The following is an 18,072-nucleotide window of genomic DNA, read 5'->3' as shown; positions in this document are numbered from 1 at the left end:
AATTATGAATTTATACGAACACACAATAGTTGCTAGACAAGATACAAGCCCAGCACAAGTTAAGCAATTAACTGAAAAATATTCTAAAATAGTTGAAAAAAATGAAGGAGAAATAGTGCAAACTGAAGATTGGGGTTTGTTAAATTTAGCTTACATTATTAAAAAAAATAAAAAAGGCATCTATATGCACTTTAAGATTAAAGGTCCTGGAAAAATTATTGATGAATTAGAAAAAAATGAAGCAATTGATAAAAATCTTCTAAGATATATGACAGTTAAGGTTAAAAAATTTAATTTAGAGGCTAAATATTTTTCAAAGAAAGATGAATACGAAAAAAAAGAATATAAAAAAGAATTTAATAGAGACTAATTATGCCATCAAAAAAAAGAGCAGGAAATAAAAAAAAAGGAAGTCAAAGTAACTTTGCAAAACTAAGTATTTTTCAACCTAATAAATACAAATTTAAGAAAACTTGCCCTTTATCTGCAAAGGGTGCTCCAGAAGTTGATTATAAAAACATCAGATTATTAAAAAAATATATGTCTGAAAATGGTAAAATTTTACCATCAAGAATTACGAATGTTTCACAAAAAAAACAAAGAGAGCTTTCTCTATCTATTAAGAGAGCTAGAAATTTAGCGTTAATTTAAATGAAAGTTATACTTTTAGAAAATTTAAGAAGAATTGGATCTATTGGAGAAATTATAGATGTTAAAAGAGGGTTTGCTAGAAACTTCTTAATATCAAACAAAAAAGCTCTTTATGCCTCAAAAGAAAATATTGCAGAAGTTGAAAAGATTAAATCTGAGCTAAGTAAAAAAGATACTGAAAAGAAAAAAGAAGCTCAAAAAATTTCTGAACAAATTAACAATAAAGAATATGAAATTAAAAAATTAAGTACTGAAAATAAAGAATTGTATGGATCAGTTAAACCAACTGAAATTTCAAAACTGATATTAGAAAATGACAAACTAGATATTAAACCTTCAATGATACAACCAATAACTGAAATTAAATCAATTGGTAAATTTAAGGTTAAAATTATTCTACACTCTGAAGTAGATTCTGAAATTACTATTAATGTAGTTACAGCTGATACTATTCAATAATTATACAATTTTTTCCCCAGCATATATTTGTTATTTTTTTAAATCCGAATTGAGATAAGATTTCTTCATGGAAAATAACCTCAGTCTAGTTAAAGATACTTTTAAAGAACTTCCAAACAATATTGAAGCAGAGCAGGCTGTAATTGGATCAATATTAGTTCAAAATGAAACGTTTGATGAAATAAATACTATTGTTTCTAGTGTTAACTTTTATGACCCAATGCATCAAAGTATTTTTTCAGCAATTGAAAGCCTAATTTACAAAGGGATGCTTGCAAACCCTATAACTTTAAAAAATTATTTTGAAAATGAAAAGGACGAATTAAATGTTCCTGAGTATTTAGTAAAAGTTACAAAATTTTCTACTCCTCCAAGACAAGCAATAGAATATTCAAGAATTATTTATGATATGTTCGTCAGACGAGAATTAATTAAAATATCTGAAAATACTATTGACGCTGCAAAACTAAATGCACTTGATGTTAATGGCCAAAATATAATTGAAAATTCAGAAAGGTTATTATTTGATCTTGCTGAAAAAGGTTCTTTCAATTCATCACTTATTAAATTTGATGAAGCGATGAAACAAACTATTGAGATGGCCTCAGCTGCTTATCAAAATGATGAAGGCATTGTGGGTGTTCCTACTGGTCTAAGAGACCTAGATGATAGACTGGGTGGGCTTCATAATTCAGATTTAATTATTATTGCAGGTAGACCTTCAATGGGTAAAACTGCTTTAGCAACAAATATAGCTTTTAATGCTGCTCAAAAACTACAAGAAAGTGGAAAGAAATCTGCAGTAGCTTTCTTCTCATTAGAGATGTCTTCTGAACAATTATCAACTAGAATTTTAGCAGAACAATCTAGAATTAAATCAAACGATATAAGACGTGGAAGAATTTCTGATGAGCAATTTGATAAATTTATTGAGACATCAAAGAATATTTCTGAACTTCCTTTGTATATAGATGAAACGCCAGCTATCAGTATCGCTGCTATGAGCAACAGAGCAAGACGTATTAAAAGATTATTTGGTTTAGATTTGATTGTTGTAGATTACATTCAATTGATGAGAGGATCTGGAAATAATAGAGATGGTAGAGTTCAAGAAATTTCTGAAATAACTCAAGGACTTAAGGCAATGGCAAAAGAACTTAAGCTTCCAGTAATTGCTCTATCACAGTTGTCAAGAGCAGTAGAACAAAGAGATGATCATAAGCCCCAGTTATCAGATTTAAGAGAGTCTGGATCAATTGAACAAGATGCTGACGTTGTAATGTTTGTATATAGAGAGGCCTATTACTTAGAGAGAAAAGAGCCTAGACCTGCAACTGTTGAGCATGCTGAATGGCAAGCAAAAATGAATGAAGTATCAAATCTAGCAGAGCTAATTATTGGAAAACAAAGACACGGTCCAACGGGTAATGTTATGGTAGAATTTGAAGCAATGTTTACCAAATTTAAAGATACTCAAATTAACTAATATCCAATATATTAGCTGTGAATGCTTTCTCTATTTTATCAAAATATTGTTTTAAAAAATCCTAAATCAATTTTTATATTACTGTTAATTACTCTCTTAAGTTTTGGGTATTTTTCTAAAGATTTTAGACTAGATGCCTCATCTGATACTTTGTTAATTGAAGGGGATCCCGATCTTGAATACTTGAAAGAAGTCACTGAAAGATATGGCTCTAAAGAGTTTTTAATCTTAACTTATTCTCCCAATGAGGGAATGGTTACTGAATCTTCTATTAATAATCTTTTAAGTTTAAAATATAAAATCCAAAGTCTAGATTGGGTTCATAGTGTTATTACACTACTTGATATCCCTTTATTAAATAATTCAGAAGCACCTCTTCAAGAGAGACTAGAAAGTTTTAAAACTTTAAAAGATGAAGGTGTTGATACTGAAAGAGGATTTAATGAAATATTAAATAGTCCAGTTTTTAGAAATTTTGTAATAAGTGAGGATGGTAAAACAAGTGGCATTATTGTTTATATAAAAAAAGATGAACTAAAAGATATTGAAAATAAATCAGCTCAAGAAATTGAAGAATATAAAAATACTTTAAAAAAGAAAAATCATGAAAATATCACCCAAATAAGAGAGGTTATTAAGTCCTATGGAGATGTTGGAAAAATATACTTAGGAGGTATTCCAATGATCACTGATGACATGATGTCATTTATTAAAAGTGATATTATTGTTTTTGGTCTAGGAGTTCTTTTATTTATTATTGCTACTCTGTGGTTTATATTTAGAAAACTAATATGGATTATTGTTCCAATTAGTAGTTGCTTTTTTTCAGTTTTAATTATGACAGGTCTACTTGGCCTTCTAGGCTGGAAGGTTACCGTTATATCCTCAAACTTTATTGCTTTAATGTTAATTCTAACTATGGCAATGAATATTCATATGAGTACCCGGTTTCTACAATTAAGAGAAGATTTTCCAAATTTAGATAATTTAAAAATTATTATAATGACAACTAGCAAGATGTTTTGGCCTATTATTTATACAGTTCTTACAACTATATGTGCTTTTCTATCTTTAGTATTTAGTGGAATAAAACCTATTATTGATTTTGGCTGGATGATGACCTTAGGATTAATAACCTCTTTTATAATCACATTTACTTTACTCCCTACTCTATTGAGCTTTATGTCTAGTAATAAAGTAAAAATTAAAGAAGATGCAGACTCTAAAATTACTTCTTTTTTTGGTAAAATTTCTATTAACAATAAAAGTATAATTTTTTTAGTAACAGGTTTGGTTATTGCCTTAAGTGTTGTTGGCATAAGCAAACTTGAAGTTGAAAATAGTTTTATAAATTATTTTAATAAGAATACTGAGATTTATAAAGGGATGAAACTTATTGATGAAAAACTTGGTGGCACGACACCTTTAGAAATTATATTAAAATTTCCAGAAAATATCATAGTAGAGACTACCGAAGATGATGAATTTGAAAGCTGGGATGATGAAGGTAGTAAAGATGATGAAAAATACTGGTTTACAAAAGACAAAATTGAAAAAATTCAAAATGTTCATAATTATTTAGATAATCTTCCTGCAGTTGGAAAGGTTTTATCATTTAGTTCAATTATTGAAGTTGCTACACAATTAAATAATAACAAGCCCCTTGGAACCTTAGAAATGGGTGTGCTTTATTCAAAAATTCCAGAAACTATAAAAAAAGATATTATAGACCCTTATATATCCATAAAAGATAATGAAGCTAGGATAAGCCTTAGAATTATTGACTCACAGGATGGTTTAAGAAGAAATGATTTAATAAACCAGATAAATTTTGATCTAGAAAATAAGCTAAAACTTAACAAAGAGGAATTTAAGTTAGCTGGAGTTTTAATTTTGTTTAATAATTTACTCCAAAGTCTTTTTAAATCTCAAATACTCACATTAGGTTTAGTAATGGTTGGAATTTTTGCAATGTTTATGATTTTGTTTAGAAATTTCAAACTATCTCTTATTGGTGTTGTTCCTAATTTTATTGCAGCTTTCTTTATTTTAGGAATTATTGGCCTGCTTGGAATACCCCTTGATATGATGACTATTACTATTGCTGCAATCACAATAGGGATCGCAGTAGATAATAGTATTCACTACATTTATAGGTTTAAAGAAGAGTTTTTAAAAATTAAAGACTATAACAAAACACTAAAAGTTTGTCATTCAACAGTGGGTGTTGCAATCCTAAATACTTCAATAACCATTGTCTTTGGGTTTTCAATTTTGGTTTTCTCTAAATTTATACCCACAATTTATTTTGGTGTGTTTACTGGTTTGGCAATGTTACTTGCAATGATTTCAGTATTAACTTTACTGCCCTCTCTTATTTTAATAAGTAAACCATTCGGAAAATAATATTATTATGCTTGATGCTTTAAAAGATTTTTATCAAGCAGTGTCTTTAATAGATCTAATATTTCTAATCATTACAATTTTTTCAGTTATCAAGTGTTATAGTAAAGGTTTTGTTTTAAGTTTATTGTCAGCTTCAAAATGGGTATTGGCTTATGTTGTAACTTTACTTCTTTTTCCAAAAGCTAAGCCTTATTTTAAAAACATAATCGATAATGAATATGTTTTAGATATTGCGCTCGGCATAACTATCTTTATTTTAGTGATCTTTGTTATTCTTATTACAAATAAAGCTATTAGTAAGACGGTAAAATTTGTTGGTCTTGGAAGACTCGATTCCTTATTTGGGTTATTTTTTGGATTTATCCGAAGTTATGTAATCTGTATTTGTTTATTTTCAGCTGTAGATATTGTGTATAATTATAGTAAATGGCCAATTAATACTGATAAATCATACACCTTCCCATATATTGAAAAAGGTAGTAATTATTTATTGAAAGAGTTTCCAAATGAAAAAAACTATCAAGATTCCAAAGAAAAAATTCAAGATTTATAATCCCAAATTAAAAGAAGAATGTGGTGTCTTTGGCGTAAGTAACAATAAAGATTCAGCCGCACTAACCGCTTTAGGATTGCATGCTCTACAACATAGAGGTCAAGAAGGTTGTGGAATAGTTACATTTGATGGAAAAAAATATTACTCTGAAAAAAGATTTGGCTTAGTTGGAGATAATTTTAATAAAGAGAAAGTGTTAAATAGTTTGCCTGGTGATTATGCTATTGGTCATAACAGATATAGTACAACTGGTGAAAACACTTTAAGAAATATACAGCCTTTTTTTGCAGATACAAATGCTGGAGGTATCGGTGTAGCTCATAATGGAAATTTAACTAATTCAATAACTCTTCGAAATAGATTGGTTCAAGATGGTGCAATATTTCATACTACATCTGACACAGAAACAATTGTTCAATTAATTGCTAAATCAAAAAGAAACAAAACAATTGATAAAGTTATAGATGCCATATTCCAAATACAAGGTGGTTACGCTCTTGTCATGCTAACACAAAATACTTTAATTGGTGTAAGAGATCCTCATGGTATCAGACCATTAGTAATTGGGAAAATCAAAGATAGCTATGTCTTTGCTTCTGAAACATGTGCACTAGATATAATTGGTGCAAAATATATTCGAGATGTAGAAAACGGTGAGGTTGTTTATATAGAGAATAATGAACTAAAAAGCATCAAACCCTTCCCTGCTAGAAAAGTTCGTCCGTGTGTTTTTGAGTATATTTATTTTGCAAGACCAGACAGTTTACTAAATGGTAAATCTGCTTATGAACATAGAAAGCAATTTGGAATTGAACTTGCAAAAGAAAACAAAATCAAAGCAGATATTGTAGTTCCTGTACCAGACTCTGGTAATGCAGCAGCCCTTGGTTTTGCTCAACACTTAGGAATTAACTTTGAATTAGGTTTGATTAGAAATCATTATGTTGGTCGAACCTTTATTGAACCTAGTCAAAAAATTAGAAGTCTTGGTGTGAAATTAAAATTAAATGCAAATCAATCAACTATTAAAAATAAAATAATTATTTTAATAGATGACTCGCTTGTAAGAGGGACAACTTCTCATAAAATTGTGAAAATGTTATATGATGCAGGAGCCAAAGAAGTTCATGTAAAAATTGCCTGTCCGGAAATTAGATTTCCTGATTTTTATGGTGTTGATACTCCTACTAAAAAAGAGTTACTTGCTGCAAATAAAACTAATGATGAAATTTGTGAATATATTGGTGCTAAATCATTAGATTTTTTATCTTTAGAAGGTGTTTATAGAGCAATGGGTTTTAACAAAAGAGATAATAATTATCCTCAATTAACAGATCATTATTTTACAGGTGAATATCCTGTTAAACCTATAGATGAATTAGGGGATGATAAAATTACTCAATTATCATTACTAAGCACCGCTTCAAACAACTAAAGCAACCAATACAAAATTTTCAAACAGAAGAGTTAAACATAAAGACTTTAAAATGAACTTTAAATCCTTATATATAAATCAATGATCACTCATAAAGAACATATAATCAAATATTTTGAGTCTGGAATTAAAGATGTTAAAAATTTTAAAATTGGCATTGAACATGAAAAATTTTTATTTGATGAAAAAACAAACAAAAGAGTAGATTACCCTACTATCCTTAAAATGTTTTCACTTCTAAGTGAATTTGGCTGGAAGCCAATAATGGAAAAAGAAAATATTATTGGGTTACAGAAACAAGGAAAAAGTATTACTCTTGAACCTGGAAATCAAATTGAACTATCTGGGGATAAACTAAATAATATCCATGAAGCATGTGCTGAGTCTCATGATTATTTATTTGAGTTACAGCAAGTAACAAAAAAATTAAATTTAAAAATTGTTAGTGCTGGTTTTGATCCAATTTCAACCCTTAGTGAAGTTCCTAATAATCCAAAACAAAGATATCAAGTAATGACTAAGGATATGCCTAATGGTGGTTCTTTAAGCTTAGATATGATGTATAGAACTTGTGGTACGCAACTTAACTTGGATTACGATTCTGAAAAAGATTTTATTAAAAAGTTTAAGATAGTTAATTCTATAGTTCCAATATCTATTGCCCTTTTTGCAAATTCTTCAATAATTGAAAAAAAAAATAGTGGTTTCAGTTCTTATCGTTCTAAAGTTTGGCAAGAAACATCGAGAGGAGGTTTACCTGAAGTTTTTTTTGATAATATGGATTTTGAAAAATATGCAGATTTTTCAATAAACTTTCCTTTATTATTTATTCAAAACGAAAAAGAATATTTATCAGGAAGCAATTATTCATTTTCAGATTTCATGAATGGAAAAATTAGTGAAATTAACAACCGACTTCCAACTGAAGACGATTTAACCACTCACCTAAGTACAATTTTTACAGAAAATAGACTTAAGAAATATATAGAGTTAAGATCAATGGACACTTGTGGTTGGGATTGTTTGTGTTCTGGACCTGCTTTTAATACTGGAATATTATATGGAAATTTAGATGAGGCTTACGAATTAATTTCTAAGTGGGATAAGAATAAAATAATTAATGCCTACCTAGAAGCACCTAAAAAAGGGTTTAACACTGAGTTGATGGGAAAAGACCTATTACATTGGTCATCCTTGCTCCTTGGGATTTCTAGAAAAGGATTATTAAACAGAGACATTTTGAGTAAATCTAATGATAATGAGGCTAAGTTTTTAAATCACTTAGATAAACTGATTGATAATAAGACAACAAACGCAGATCATATGATAGATAAATTTTCTAAGAATGAAAATTTAAACGATTTATATGACAAATAAGATAGTTGCAATTCAAGGTGATCATCCTTCAAAACTAAAGCCTCTAACGGATACTAGTATATTTCTAGCCATTGAAGCACAAAGGTTAAAATACAAAATTTTTTATTATGAACCTAAAGACCTTTCAATTATTAACGATAAGGTCGTAGTGAATGGATTTTACGTAGAGTTTAATTATTCAAATAAGCGTTATTTTAAAATATTAAACCAACAAAAACTAGAACTTACACAATGTAAGTATATTTTGATACGGCAAGATCCTCCTTTTAATTTAGAATACATTTCAACAACTTACATTTTGGATAAGATAAAAAATAAAGTTAAAATTATTAATAATCCAACCTCTATTAGAAATATCTCTGAAAAATTATACTCAACATCTTTTCAAAAATATATGCCAGATACAATTTTCACAAAAGATATAAATGAAATTAATAAGTTTTTTTCTAAAAATAAAAAAATGATTATAAAACCTATTCATAGTTTTAGTGGAAATGATATTCACTTATTTCAAAATAAAATAAATAAGAAATTGATTATAAATTTTATAAAAAAACATGGACATATTATGTGTCAAAAGTTTTTACCAAAGATTAAGTTTGGAGATAAAAGAGTTTTTATAATTAATGGTAAAGTTTGCGGTGCGATCTCTAGAGTTCCAAAAAAAGGATCCTTTTTAAGCAACATGAGTAAAGGAGCGATACCTATCTCAGCTAAATTAACAAAATTAGAAAATAAAATTTCAAATATAATTGGTAAAGATCTTAAAAAAAATGACATCTATTTTTCTGGTATTGATTTTATCGACCAAAAATTAAATGGAGATATTAATGTAACCTCTCCTACAGGATTAAAATCTTTTTATGATCTTACAAGCATTAATCTTGCAAAAACATTTTGGAAAGGATTAAAAGCTTGAACAAATTATCCGACCAGCAAAAAGGATCTTTACTCGCATTTGTTGCAGTAATGTTTATTACTCCCGATAGTTTATTTATAAGACTTTCTAATGTTGATACTTGGGGGCTTGTTTTTTATCGAGGCCTTATTCCTTTCATCACTGTATTTTTAGGAATGTTATTAATTTATAAATTAAATTTCTTTAAAATGCTTTTTTCAAGTGGCTATCATGGCTTACTTTATATTGGTACTTTCTCTGTAACTAATATTACCTTTGTTGTTTCAATACAAAATACCAATGTTGCAAACACATTAGTTATGATTGCAATGGCTCCTATGTTATCTGCAGTGCTTGGTGCAATATTTTTAAAAGAATTACCTGATAGAAAAACATGGATTACAATATTTGTAACTTTTACTGCTGCTATTTATATATTCTACGATTCAATACAATTAGGTAACTTTTTTGGAGATATATTAGGCCTAATAACTGCTTTAGGTTTGGCAGTTGGAGCAGTTACTATTAGATCCGCAAAGGATAAAAATTTAATCCCAGCAGCTGTTGTTGGAAAATTAATTGTAGCAATGTTTGCACTTCTGTTCATTGAAAGCTTTGCACTAGTTGATAGTGATCTAATTATTGTTCCTTTAATGTGTGTTATGTGTGTTGCTATACCTTTTGTGCTAGTGACTATAGCTCCAAGGTTCATACCTGCAGCTGAAGTAAACCTATTCTTCTTACTAGAGACTATAATTGGTCCTATTTGGGTGTGGTTAATTATTAAAGAACAACCCAGCCTTGAGACTATCCAGGGTGGTGCCGTTATCATCACAGCGATTGCCATTCACTCTTTTATTAAACTAAGAAATTCATAATTTTATCATAATAAAGACTTGATTTACATCTAGATCGCAAATAAGTACGGTCAGTTTTATGAATAAAGTTTTAAAGAACTCTTGGGCATTGTTTTTAGGTATTGGGTTCTTAATGATGGCCTATGGATTTCAAGGGTCCCTATTAGGTGTAAGGGCTGTTCAAGAACAATTTAGTCTAACGGCAACTGGGTTTATGATGTCAGGTTATTTTGTTGGGTACTTTATAGGTGCAATGACAATTTCTAATCTTATTTCCAAAGTAGGTCATATTAGAGTTTTTGCAGCTTTTGCGTCTTTAGCATCTTTGGTTATCTTGGTTCACTCAATATTTATTAATCCTTATGTATGGTTTATTCTAAGAGTTTTAACAGGAATAAGTATGGTTTGTATTTATACTGTTGCTGAAAGTTGGTTGAATGACAGATCAAGCAATAAAAATAGAGGAAGTATTTTATCGATTTATATGGTTATTTTATATGGATCAATGGGTATAGGAATGTTTTTATTGAACTTTAGTAGACCTGAAAATTATCAACCCTTTATATTGGTTTCAATTATTACGTCTCTTGCCCTTATACCTATTCTCTTAACTAAAAAAAAACCACCTACATTTAAAAAAATTCAAGGTATGCCTTTAAAAGAACTTTATGAAACTTCACCATTTGGAATGGTAAGTGCTCTTTTTTATGGAACAATCCAGTCTGCACTATTTACATTGTTAGCAGTATATGCGGCCTCAATGAATTTTACTATTTTTCAAATATCACTTGTGACTTTTCTTTTAGCAATTTCTGGTGCTATCTCTCAATATCCTATTGGAAAACTTTCTGATAAATATGATAGGAGAAAAGTAATAATAATTTCAACATTTGGTGCATCTTTATTTGCTTTACTTGCTATTCTATCATCAGGTCAGATGTACTTACCTGGTGAACTTGCCACAAGTAAAGTATGGTTTTTTATTTTTTTAATTTTATTTTCAATTTGTAGCTTACCAATGTTCTCTTTGATTTGTGCGCACACTAATGACTATATACCAAAAGAAAAATTTGTAGCAGCTGGAGCTGGTATACAATTTACATTTGGCTTGGGTGCTATGAGTGGTCCATTCCTTTGTTCAATATTTATGAATATTGTTGGCTCTAATGGTTTTTTTGTATTTTTACTTTTCTTTCATGCTTTAATAGGTGTGTTTGGTATCTACAGAATGAGGGTTAGAGAAACAGTTGAAAATCCTGATTCTCAGTTCGTTGCTATGCCATCTACTATCACGCCAGCCGGAATCGAATTAAATCCTACTACCGAACATATTGATGAACCTTATTCTGATAAAGTAAAAGAAATACTGGATAGAAAAGGTGTTGAATATAAAAAAAACTGAGATAATTCCACCAATAACTAGTCTTTAAGCATATTGACCTGCCACATATCCAGAAGACCAAGCCCATTGAAAATTATAACCACCTAAATGACCAGTAACATCTACAACTTCTCCGATAAAAAATAATCCAGGGTGTTTATTGGACATCATTGTTTTAGAAGAAATTTCTTCAGTATCAATACCACCCAAAGTTACTTCAGCAGTTCTATAACCTTCGGTTCCTATTGGATTTATCACCCACGCGTTTATAGAATTACTCAAACTAGTTAATACTTTGTTGGATAATTCACATATATTTCCATTAACATTATTTTCATTACAAATTATATGAGCTAACCGTTTAGGGAGAATTTCAGAAACTATAATGCCTATATCTTGTTTAGGACTAGAGATCTTTCTATCATTTAGAAATTTATCTACATCAAGTTTTGGTGATAAATTAACTTTGATATTATCTCCTAATTTCCAATAAGAAGAGATCTGCAATATAGAAGGTCCGCTCAAACCTCTATGAGTAAATAACATTCCTTCCTCAAAAAAAGTTTTTTTAAATGAAACAACTGCTTCAACAGATAATCCAGTAAGTTCCTTACAAATTGCTAGTATTTTTTCACTAAATGTTAAAGGAACTAGTGCAGGTAATGTTTCAATAACTTTTAAACCAAATTTTTGAGCAATATCATAGCCAAATTTACTTGCTCCAATTTTTGGAATAGACAGACCGCCTGTTGCAATAATCAATGACTGACTGAAATATTTATCACTTCCAACAACTATAAAATAGTTATCATCTTGTTTGTCTATATCATCAATAGTTGTATCTTTTTTTAAAACTACTTTTGCCATCTCGCACTCTAAAAGTAGCATATCTATAATTTGTTGAGCACTTTCATCACAAAAGAGCTGTCCTAATTTTTTTTCATGAAATTTAATATTATGTTTCTTTATTAAATCTATGAAATTATTTTGGGTGTATTGTTTTAAAGCTGATATTACAAATTTAGGATTGTTTGAAATAAACTTACTAGGATGAGTATGTATGTTGGTAAAATTACATCGTCCACCACCTGATATTCTAATTTTTTCTCCTATTTTTTTTGCATGATCGACTAAAAGAACTTTTCGTCCCCGTTTGCCAGCTTCTATAGCACTCATCATGCCGGCGGCACCCGCACCTACTACAATAACATCAAATTGTTCTGTCATGGATTAATAATAAAGTTTAATAATGTGGGGGTTTTTTATCAATCATAACCATACCCGCTTCATCACTGCTCTCTAATTCGTTAATTCTTTTTTCAAGATTTGAAACTTGTTTTTTTAAAACTGATACTTCTTTTTGTTGAGAATACATTTCATCACTCATTTGCGATATTTCATTTTGAAGAAAGCTGATCTGTTCTTCTAATTTTTTGACTAAATCTTCCATATAATTGCAACTTAAAAGAGTTTCAAAATAAATCAAATAGTCAATTATGAAAATTTTTGTTAAGGTCAATTCATTATATAATAAAAAATTATGCCTTCATTTGATGTAATCAGTAAAGTTAGTTACCCTGAGTTTGATAACGCTCTTGCAAACTGCCTTAGAGAAATTGGTAATCGATTTGACTTTAAAGGGCTTCATATCTCAATTGAAAGAAAAGATAAGATTATCACCACCTTAGCTCCCGATGAGCTAAAATTAAAACAAGTTAATGAATTATTACAGGTTCATCTTATACGACGAAAGGTAGATCCAAGAGTATTATCAATCAAAAACTCAGAAAATGCTGCAGGTTCATCGATTAGACAGGTTAGTGAACTTCAAGAAGGTATTAGCCAAGAAAATGCAAAAAAAATTATTGCTGAAATAAAAAAACTAAAGCTTAAAATTCAGATTAAAATTCAAGGAGAAGAGTTACGCGCTGAAGGAAAAAAAAGAGATGACCTTCAAGAAGCAATGTCAGCAATAACTGCTATTGATATTGGTCTTCCCGTAGAATTTGTAAACTTTAGAGATTAATTTCACTTTGATGAATAAAGAAAACGCAAGTAAACTCTGGACTTTAATACAGGAAGCCGGCCTTTATTTACTAGGTCAGTTACCGAGCCATCCAAATCATCCTAAAGGAAGAAACCCCTACGCCCATGTTGCTTTATGTGTCAAAGAAAAGTTTGAGAACTCTTATAAAGATATACCTGACGAACAATTTGATGAAGTTGTTAAATATATTGAATTTTTAAAACAAAATCCTAGTTAGATTTTTTTAAGGTCTCTAATAATTGATCCACATCACTCTCTTGAGTATTCCAGGCAGCAACTAATCTAACTGCTTGTCCATCAAGCTCATCTTCATTCATCTTGTAGCCTTCAGAATTTAAATGCTCAATCATATTTCTTGGAAATTTTGCAAAAACTTCGTTTGCTTCTGTTGGGTATGCTAGTTTGATACTATTATGTTTTGCTAATCCTTCACTTAATTTTTTTCCCATCTTATTTGCATGTCTTGCATTCCTTAACCAGACATCATTTGAAATATATGCATCAAGCTGAGCAGATACAAAACGCATTTTAGATAATAAATGCCCTGCTCTTTTCATTAAAAAAGCAATATTACCAACTAGATCTTTATTAAAAAAAATAATTGCTTCAGCTGCAAGACAACCATTTTTGGTTGCTCCAAATGACAAAACATCAATGCCTGATTTCCAGGTCATCTCAGCAGGAGTACAATTTAATGCAGTTAAAGCGTTTGCAAATCTTGCTCCATCCATGTGCATGTTTAAGTTATGCTTATGTGTAATTTCAGAAATCTTTTTAATCTCATCTAATTGGTATACTTCTCCAGTTTCACAAACTTGGGTAATGCTTACTGAAGCAGGTTGAGTATGATGCACAATGCCTTTACCGGTAATAGCTTTATCTAATTCTTCAGGTGTTATTTTTCCATTAATCCCATTTAAAGTAACTAATTTTCCACCCCCTGTATAAAACTCAGGTGCCCCACATTCATCTGTATTAATATGAGAAAGTTTATGACAATAAATATTACCATATGACGGTGTCATTGTTGCTAAAGCTAAAGCATTAGCAGCCGTTCCTGATGCGGTTGGAAAAACAATTACATCTTTTTCAAATAGTTCTGAAAACTTCTTTTGTAAATCAGCTGATATTTGGTCATTACCGTATGGAGTGCTATCACCATCATTAGCTTTCAATACCGCATCTAACACCTCAGGACATGCGCCCGCTACATTATCAGAAGCAAATTTTATTCGCTCTCTTTTTGTTTTAACTGTTGCCATATTTATTGTTTTGGAAAATAATCTTTTAATTCACCTTCACGGTAAACATCTGCTGTACAACAATGAAGACCTCCACCAAATGCATAAGCATCTCTTAATTCAACAGGGATTACTTCCATTCCTAATTTATCTAATTGTTCTGCTTGATATACTTCACTTTTTTCAACACAAACAGTTTTTGGGTCCAATACTAGGACGTTCATTGATAACCAAGTTGAAGAATAACATAATGGTGGTGGTTCATTATGTGCGGGTTGTGCACTATCAATAATTTCCCATCCATTATTTTCAAACAATTTTCTTTGTTCTTTTGGTAGTCTTCTTTGAGGATTATTAATGATTAATCCTTCTTTAATAGGAGTAAAGGTTGCATCGATATGAATTGGATAAGGATCACCTGGAAAATTAACAGCATGAACTCTATGATCTTTAAAATGTCTTTTAAGCCAATCAATTCCTTTAAGATTAGTAGTAAATCCATGTTGAACTACTAAATCTTTTCCAAATCTTAAAACATCTGCTGCATCAAATAATGGTTCTTCTTCAGTTGTTACAAAAAACTTATCTTCAGTCCACTCTAATCTTTTTTGAATACCAATTTTATCTGATAAATAATCTTTCCTATAATCTGCATCAGTTAACCTTGGTTTTGGCGCAGACTCGTGTCTCATATTAGGGTCATCATTATAATATTTCTGTAATAATGGTCGGTAACAAAGGTACTCGAACCATCTACATCTATAACTCATTGTCGCCTCTAAAATTTCACTACCCACAGTTAACAACACATCTCGTGGTGGCATGCAGCCAAACATTGTTTCCGCCTCCCAGTCTGGTGTGGATGTTTTTTGGCTAAAATCTATTGGGTCTGGTCTATCGACCTTGATACCTCTTTTTTCAAGCATGTTTGAAAAATTGTCTAAAAGTTCATTTGCCTTATCAACTGTATCTTTTGTTCTTGGTCCAAACTGACCTCGCATATCACTATCCTCTGGAACTTTTGCATCTAATGCGGGTTCTGGTGCTGGAATACAAGTGCCATCAGCCTTACCAACAATTACATGTTTTAAAGGGTCCCATTCATTCCAACTATTAACTACAGTTTTTTCACTCATAATTTATGATTTAATAATATTATGTTCTGGACCAAAAGGGAACTTAGTAATGTTTTCAGCATTATCTTTTCCTATAACCAAGATATCATGCTCTCTATATCCACCAGCTCCAGGTTTACCCTCTGGTATCATGATCATTGGTTCCATAGAAACCACCATGTTTTCCTCTAATACGGTATCTATATCTTCACGAAGTTCTAATCCTGCTTCTCTTCCATAGAAATGAGATAGGACACCAAATGAATGACCATAACCAAATGTTCGATAATGAAGATAACCAAGTTCAGCAAATAGTTCATTCAACTCATGACAAATATCAGAACATTTTACACCTGGTTTTATTAGCTCTAGTCCTCTTTTATGAACTTTAACATTTGCTTCCCAAGCTTTTAAGGATGCATCATCAATTTTATCTAAAAAAAGAGTTCTCTCTAAAGCTGTGTAGTACCCTGAGATCATAGGGAAAGTATTTAAAGAAAGAATATCTCCTGATTTTAATTTTCTATTGGTTTTGGGGTTATGAGCACCATCCGTATTAAGTCCTGACTGAAACCAAACCCAGGTATCCATATATTCAGCATCCGGATACGTTTTTGCAATTTCACGCTCCATTCTATCTCTACCGGCTATTGCAATTTCAAGCTCACTTTCTCCAACTTTAATATTTTTGACAATTTCTTCGCCACCAAGATCAGCAATTCTTGCGCCATTTTTAATAATTTCTATTTCTTCAGCAGATTTAATCATTCTAAGTTCCATTAAATCTTTTGAAACATCGCTGAAAACTGAAAAAGTAAAAATAGACGTAAGCTTTTCTTTAACATCTAAGGTTACATGATCATTTTCAATACCAATATTCTTAGGAGGTTCATCTCTTCCAATAATTGAAACAATTGCTTTTAAAAAATTATCTCTTTTCCAATCAGTATAAATAACATTATCACTATGAGATCTACGCCAAGGTTGACTAGCATCAATGTTTGCTGAAATTGTTGAAATTTTATTAGCCGTTACTACACAGCCATAAGGTCTACCAAAAGAACAATAAATAAATCCTGTATAGTAAGCAATGTTGTGCATTGAAGTTAAAATAATCATATCAAGATTATTTTTACTCATTGTGGTTCTTAATTTAGTTAATCGACTTTGATATTCTTGATCTGTAAAAGGTAGTTTAGCCTTTTCACCATTCTTTAGAGTAAAAAAATTAGGTCTTTCCATTATAATTAATTAAGAGCAATAAACCGTCTATTAGTTTTAATTGTAAGACTATAATAAATGATAGACATAAAAAGAAAGAAGCCACCTATTATCGTATTAGTCGACGGAATTTCATTAATTCCTAAAATTGGAATCCATACCCAAAATATTCCACCTATAACCTCAGTAAGTGATAATAAAGTAAGTTCTGCAGCGGGGATTGCTTTTGATCCAATAGAATATAAAATTAAACCCATACAAACTAACGTTCCATGTATAGAAAATAGTGCTCCGTTATAACTTGAAGACAAGAAAACCATATCATTAGATAAAATAACTATTGCAGCAACTACAAAGCAAAAAAGACCTGCAAAAGCTACTGTTGTAAATTTTGGTGTTTCTTTTTTCCATCTCAAAGTCACTGAAAAAACAGAAAACCCAATTGAAGAAGTCATTCCAAAAATAAGCCCTAATAAAGAATTTTTTTCAGTATTACCAATGGCTATAATTATTATTCCAACTGTTGCAATAAATATAGCTATCCAAACATTAAGTGAAATTTTTTCTTTTAAAAATAAGAAACCTAATAAAGCTGTAAAAAATGGCATTGCAGCTAAACAGAGTAAAGTAACAGCTGCACTAGTATTTGTTATTGAATAAATAAAGGTAATCATTGCAATACCAAGTCCAGTTCCACCAATGATACCCGACATTCCGATTTTTAAATAATTCTTATAAAAATCTTTTCCTTCTTCAAAAAAAAGATAAAGATTTAAAATCAAAAAAATTGTAAGACCCCGTGCAAAAATATATTGCCATGGAACTAAATTGGGTTGATCCATGTATCTTACAACCAAAGGTCCAAAGGACCATATAAGACCTGCTAATAAAACTACTGGAATTGCAATTTTTTCATTTTTTAGCTCAATCATAATTCGATACTTA

Annotated in this window: 19 protein-coding genes; 13 read left to right on the top strand and 6 right to left on the bottom strand. The window is 30.2% G+C overall.

The genetic code is table 11. From position 1 onward, the window contains the following. Nucleotides 1-4: 4 nt before the first annotated feature. The 11 genes from rpsF to AC5SL9_RS01485 all read left to right on the top strand — a co-directional run bounded on the left by rpsF (nt 5) and on the right by AC5SL9_RS01485 (nt 11,524). The gene (gene rpsF, locus AC5SL9_RS01535; RefSeq protein ID WP_271625803.1) at nt 5-370 is read left to right on the top strand and encodes a 30S ribosomal protein S6; all 366 of its coding nucleotides are present in this window, start codon (nt 5-7) and stop codon (nt 368-370) included. 2 nt (nt 371-372) lie between these two features. After that, nucleotides 373-651 (top strand): 30S ribosomal protein S18, encoded by a 279-nt coding sequence (gene rpsR / locus AC5SL9_RS01530; RefSeq protein WP_006997209.1) that lies wholly within the window; start codon nt 373-375, stop codon nt 649-651. Next, on the top strand, nt 652-1,110 hold the full coding sequence (gene rplI, locus AC5SL9_RS01525; RefSeq protein ID WP_006997210.1) for a 50S ribosomal protein L9: 459 nt from the start codon (nt 652-654) through the stop codon (nt 1,108-1,110). It abuts the gene before it with no gap. 67 nt (nt 1,111-1,177) lie between these two features. Next, nucleotides 1,178-2,596 carry a replicative DNA helicase gene (locus AC5SL9_RS01520; RefSeq protein WP_006997211.1) on the top strand — a complete coding sequence of 473 codons (1,419 nt, stop codon included), beginning with the start codon at nt 1,178-1,180 and terminating at the stop codon, nt 2,594-2,596. A 21-nt stretch (nt 2,597-2,617) separates the two neighbouring features. After that, nucleotides 2,618-5,002 (top strand): efflux RND transporter permease subunit, encoded by a 2,385-nt coding sequence (locus AC5SL9_RS01515; RefSeq protein WP_494574212.1) that lies wholly within the window; start codon nt 2,618-2,620, stop codon nt 5,000-5,002. A gap of 7 nt (nt 5,003-5,009) precedes the next feature. Then, entirely contained in the window at nt 5,010-5,555 is a 546-nt protein-coding gene (locus AC5SL9_RS01510) for a CvpA family protein (protein WP_494574211.1), read from the top strand. Next, complete coding sequence (gene purF / locus AC5SL9_RS01505) at nt 5,509-6,990, top strand: amidophosphoribosyltransferase (protein ID WP_051316545.1); 1,482 nt, start codon at nt 5,509-5,511, stop codon at nt 6,988-6,990. Before AC5SL9_RS01510 ends, purF begins: the two co-directional genes overlap by 47 nt. An 81-nt stretch (nt 6,991-7,071) precedes the next feature. Further along, nucleotides 7,072-8,367 (top strand): glutamate--cysteine ligase, encoded by a 1,296-nt coding sequence (locus tag AC5SL9_RS01500; RefSeq protein ID WP_494574210.1) that lies wholly within the window; start codon nt 7,072-7,074, stop codon nt 8,365-8,367. Then, a complete protein-coding gene (gene gshB, locus AC5SL9_RS01495) occupies nt 8,357-9,286 on the top strand; it encodes a glutathione synthase (protein ID WP_494574209.1) in 930 nt (309 codons plus the stop codon). Before AC5SL9_RS01500 ends, gshB begins: the two co-directional genes overlap by 11 nt. After that, nucleotides 9,283-10,143 carry a DMT family transporter gene (locus AC5SL9_RS01490; RefSeq protein WP_011281877.1) on the top strand — a complete coding sequence of 287 codons (861 nt, stop codon included), beginning with the start codon at nt 9,283-9,285 and terminating at the stop codon, nt 10,141-10,143. The genes gshB and AC5SL9_RS01490 overlap by 4 nt, the downstream gene beginning before the upstream one ends. A gap of 58 nt (nt 10,144-10,201) precedes the next feature. Further along, nucleotides 10,202-11,524 (top strand): MFS transporter, encoded by a 1,323-nt coding sequence (locus AC5SL9_RS01485; RefSeq protein ID WP_011281876.1) that lies wholly within the window; start codon nt 10,202-10,204, stop codon nt 11,522-11,524. 24 nt (nt 11,525-11,548) lie between these two features. Here AC5SL9_RS01485 and AC5SL9_RS01480 read toward each other — a convergent pair whose 3' ends face one another. Both AC5SL9_RS01480 and AC5SL9_RS01475 read right to left on the bottom strand, forming a co-directional pair. Continuing rightward, nucleotides 11,549-12,730 carry a BaiN/RdsA family NAD(P)/FAD-dependent oxidoreductase gene (locus tag AC5SL9_RS01480; RefSeq protein ID WP_006997219.1) on the bottom strand — a complete coding sequence of 394 codons (1,182 nt, stop codon included), beginning with the start codon at nt 12,728-12,730 and terminating at the stop codon, nt 11,549-11,551. Nucleotides 12,731-12,746: 16 nt separating this feature from the next. Then, entirely contained in the window at nt 12,747-12,953 is a 207-nt protein-coding gene (locus AC5SL9_RS01475; protein WP_027306671.1) for a SlyX family protein, read from the bottom strand. Between the two features lie 90 nt (nt 12,954-13,043). On the opposite strand from AC5SL9_RS01475, the gene AC5SL9_RS01470 reads away from it, so the two are divergent. Further along, complete coding sequence (locus tag AC5SL9_RS01470) at nt 13,044-13,529, top strand: YajQ family cyclic di-GMP-binding protein (protein WP_006997221.1); 486 nt, start codon at nt 13,044-13,046, stop codon at nt 13,527-13,529. Between the two features lie 10 nt (nt 13,530-13,539). Continuing rightward, a complete protein-coding gene (locus AC5SL9_RS01465; protein WP_494574208.1) occupies nt 13,540-13,767 on the top strand; it encodes a hypothetical protein in 228 nt (75 codons plus the stop codon). Here AC5SL9_RS01465 and AC5SL9_RS01460 read toward each other — a convergent pair. The 4 genes from AC5SL9_RS01460 to AC5SL9_RS01445 are packed head-to-tail and all read right to left on the bottom strand — an operon-like array spanning nt 13,760 to nt 18,059. Beyond that, complete coding sequence (locus tag AC5SL9_RS01460) at nt 13,760-14,812, bottom strand: threonine aldolase family protein (protein ID WP_006997223.1); 1,053 nt, start codon at nt 14,810-14,812, stop codon at nt 13,760-13,762. The two genes, AC5SL9_RS01465 and AC5SL9_RS01460, sit on opposite strands and share 8 nt — an antisense overlap. A 2-nt stretch (nt 14,813-14,814) precedes the next feature. Then, a complete protein-coding gene (locus AC5SL9_RS01455; protein WP_006997224.1) occupies nt 14,815-15,927 on the bottom strand; it encodes a serine/threonine protein kinase in 1,113 nt (370 codons plus the stop codon). A 3-nt stretch (nt 15,928-15,930) separates the two neighbouring features. Further along, nucleotides 15,931-17,148 (bottom strand): aminopeptidase P family protein, encoded by a 1,218-nt coding sequence (locus tag AC5SL9_RS01450; protein ID WP_494574207.1) that lies wholly within the window; start codon nt 17,146-17,148, stop codon nt 15,931-15,933. 5 nt (nt 17,149-17,153) lie between these two features. After that, nucleotides 17,154-18,059 (bottom strand): DMT family transporter, encoded by a 906-nt coding sequence (locus tag AC5SL9_RS01445; RefSeq protein WP_271564170.1) that lies wholly within the window; start codon nt 18,057-18,059, stop codon nt 17,154-17,156. Nucleotides 18,060-18,072: the final 13 nt, after the last annotated feature.

The sequence above is a fragment of the Candidatus Pelagibacter sp. PS_37 genome, from assembly GCF_059417825.1.
Note: the sequence above shows the minus strand (reverse complement) of the source record. Positions and strands in the feature narration are given on the sequence as shown.